This is a genomic window from bacterium, from assembly GCA_040755795.1.
Lineage (GTDB): Bacteria > UBA9089 > CG2-30-40-21 > CG2-30-40-21 > SBAY01 > JBFLXS01.
In genome coordinates, this window is record JBFLXS010000426.1 from 1 (window position 1) to 3,275 (window position 3,275).

4 protein-coding genes and 1 pseudogene are annotated in these 3,275 nt (G+C 37.3%); 1 reads left to right on the plus strand and 4 read right to left on the minus strand.

From position 1 onward, the window contains the following. Positions 1-133 precede the first annotated feature (133 nt). A complete protein-coding gene (locus AB1414_17775; GenBank protein ID MEW6609264.1) occupies positions 134-358 on the plus strand; it encodes a LysR substrate-binding domain-containing protein in 225 nt (74 codons plus the stop codon). Here AB1414_17775 and AB1414_17780 read toward each other — a convergent pair. From AB1414_17780 to AB1414_17795, 4 genes and pseudogenes are all read right to left on the minus strand, one after another. Beyond that, positions 345-1,469 (minus strand): annotated as a pseudogene (locus tag AB1414_17780) (lactate racemase domain-containing protein). The gene AB1414_17775 and the pseudogene AB1414_17780 sit on opposite strands and share 14 nt — an antisense overlap. A 168-nt stretch (positions 1,470-1,637) precedes the next feature. Next, a complete protein-coding gene (locus AB1414_17785) occupies positions 1,638-1,856 on the minus strand; it encodes a hypothetical protein (GenBank protein ID MEW6609265.1) in 219 nt (72 codons plus the stop codon). Then, positions 1,846-2,082, minus strand: a complete 237-nt coding sequence (locus AB1414_17790; protein ID MEW6609266.1) for a hypothetical protein — start codon at positions 2,080-2,082, stop codon at positions 1,846-1,848. The genes AB1414_17785 and AB1414_17790 overlap by 11 nt, the downstream gene beginning before the upstream one ends. A gap of 660 nt (positions 2,083-2,742) precedes the next feature. Then, positions 2,743-3,084 carry a hypothetical protein gene (locus AB1414_17795; GenBank protein ID MEW6609267.1) on the minus strand — a complete coding sequence of 114 codons (342 nt, stop codon included), beginning with the start codon at positions 3,082-3,084 and terminating at the stop codon, positions 2,743-2,745. Positions 3,085-3,275 lie beyond the last annotated feature (191 nt).

Sequence of the window (3,275 nt, forward strand, 5' to 3'; positions counted from 1 at the left end):
CCTGGCAAAACAATAAAGGTGATCTTATGAAAAGTTTAAATCTGTAGTGCCAAAATTCGATTTCCTGAAGTTGTAACTCATTGATTTTACACAACTTAATTTTTTGAGTCATGAACTTAGGTTAAATATTGTTATGGAACTTGGGTCTACGGGTGCGATTAAACAGGCGGTAATGGCTAATCAAGGGGTGTCGATTGTCAATCAACAAAGTGTGAGAAACGAATTAAACTCAAAATTATTAATCGAAGTCCCCATTGAGAATTTCGAGCTTTATAAAGAGTTTTATTTAATCCTTCACCGAAGAAAAACTAAATCCCGTTCTTTAGAAGTGTTCCTCCAATTCCTCAAGCAATATTAATAGGTTCCAAAGCCAATTTATTCGCCTTGTTTATTACCAGGATTTTAGCCGTGGTATCTTTTTTTAGCCAATTGTCTATAATTCTTTGTGGGTCATCGGTAGGTATAGTGCCAATCTCTTGCAAATCTTGATGATTGTAGTCAGAATAGACATAGATTTTATTTACCCTTTGGAGGTAGTTTTTAAATCTAAATGCCTTATAAAAACCAAAGTCAACATCTCTTTCTTTAATCTTATAGGCAATATCCTCATAATCCATTTTTAAAAGAGATAAAAGTTCCTGATTATGATGTATTCCTTCACTTAACTTTGCTATCCAGAGAACCTCTGTATCCTTTCTGACAAGTTTTTTGGTCAATTCTAATGCCCTTTGAGCTACATAAAATGTCTTATCCTCACCTTTCCCCGGGCTGACAACAAGGTATTTAGTCGGGCTTGCCTCAAAACGCATATATTTATCCACCATTTTAATACCTTCTTGTGTCACCTCTTTTACCTCACCTGCCTTTGCCCAAATTATCTCCTTATTACCTACAAAATTTAAGGCAAATACATATCTATCTTTAACTATTAACTCCATTCCTTCTAACATATCTTCGCTGATGGGATTTTGTCTTTTTTGAGGTAATGGGTGCCAGGGATGCCGACCATAGATAGAATTTTCAGCCACAATCAAGGCACAATGATTTTGCCGAATGGTCTCAAAAGAGCAAATACCCGGGAAAAAGTTTTTAATGGGGTTACTATATCCTGCAAAATAGTGTGGTTTCATACCTGAAACAACCACAAATATCTCGGCGACCATTGCCTTTTTATTTACAAAAACCTCTGTTTTTCGTTTGGTCGTTCCGACATATTCAAATTCATCATCCTGGGTGGAATTATTTATGGATAGGTCAAAATTTAATGGATGGTCTTTAACAATATCTTTAATAATTTGACCAAGAGCAAAATTATATTCAGGTTTATGCGTTCCAGTGGCAATAATAAATTGGACAAAATCTGCCTTTGTCAACCTTTTACATAATGGATGAAGTATTTCTTCTCGGGGTTGTATCCGGGTACTATCATCAAGGATAACACACACCTTTTTCTCTTCAACGATATCTTCTAATTTTGGGGTTGACTCTCCTAATGCCTGGTGTTACTGCCAACTTTATTTGTCCACAAAAATGGGGGTTTTGTCTCATGATATTTGTCTCTGAGAATTCCCTTTGTAAGCATATATAAATCCATAGATAAAAAATGACTGCGAAGAAGCTAAGAGGTAACTTTTGAGCTAATTTGAGAGCTCAAAAGTTACCTTGCACTTACATCTATTCTCAGGGACAAATATCATGAGATAACTATGGACAAATATTGTTAGCCGCAACACCTGGTCAAAAACTTGTGCACAAGATTTTTCTCCAGTTAATTCGAGGGTAAAAAAGTTAGCCAAATTTTTATCGGGAATGTTTAGTTCCTTTTTCCCCTGACCATAATCTAATTTAATCTTCATAACTAAAATTATATCGCTTGAGTGACTGCGGGCTGGAATATCCACCCTCTGTAGATGGCACTATTAATGTCTCGATTAGGTAACTATTCAGCCACACATGAACACGGATAAAACACTGAAAATTCGTGAATCGTGTCCGGTATCCGTGTCCGTAATTAGGCTCAAGACTAAAGGTTTTTTTATCTTCTATCCTTTTTGATTCTCTGCCAGTGGAGGAAATTTCCACCCCCTACCCCCGCCAGCGCTTATCGTTACCCATAAGTTTTACTGGACAATGTTACATTCATTCACAATTCACCATTGCCAATTCACAATTTTTTCTCTATCGTCCGTATGCTGGAACTGATGATTTTTGAAAGCTCATCACATTCTTTGACCATGTTCAATAGTTGATTCAATCGTTCCTGAATATCATCCCCTTTCGCCATTTATGAATCTCCTTAACTTTCATTCACCATTCACAATTTCTTCCCTAAATCTCCTTAAAATGGTGAATGGTGAATTGTCAATTGTGAATTGTGAATTATCACTCTTCACGCTGCCCAGTAAAAAATGTGGGACATGATTAGCCGCCAGCGGGGGACAACCCGCCTCTGACCTCTGTCTTTATCCGTGCTAATCCGTGTTAATCAGTGGCTGAATAGTTACTCGATTAGCACAAATTGTGGCGAATATATTCCACACTCCACTCCTCCATCTCGTTAGACTTTTCTATTCTCTTTTTCATCCCAAACTCTGGGTTCGTCCTAACTTTGATTTCTCTCCTTTCTGATTACATATTCCCTCCTCCAATAAGGTTACCACAAAAATATCCCCTTGTCAATACTTTTTTTTGCCTCCCAGCTTACCCATATTAGAGAGCGTTGCGTAGGACTTAAGGCTATATCTATGGTCCCAGGCATTGCTTTACTTCATTTTTTGCCATCTTTTTGTTTCTCTTGACATTTTGGAGTCCCAAAAGACAACCCAGAGGGTCATTAACCAGTCGATAAAAGGGCATATCTTTAACCTGTGGCATAATTACTTCCAGTGGAGCCTTTCCGCTACCTGGTTGTTGCAAAAATAGATACATTACCAGAAAACACAAAAGCCCTCTTTTGGCACTCCCTACAGAAGAAAACCCACATCTTTTCTTGTAAAATTGGTTGAAATTTCTAAAAAACCGCTCTATGACATTGTTTGTCTTTGGAAACTTCTTACTCCCTATAGCAGGCAGAAGATTGGGCAATATCTTCTCCGTGTTCTGTTATGTAAAGTGTCAAGCTTTTTTTTATTTTTTTACTTAAGAAAAGACGAGAGCGTTGCGTAGAACTTAAGGCTATATTTACGGTGCGTGGCATTGTGTTACCTCATTTCTTGCCATCTTTTTGTTTCTCTTGACATTTTGGAGTCCCAAAAGATAACCCAGAGGGTCATTAA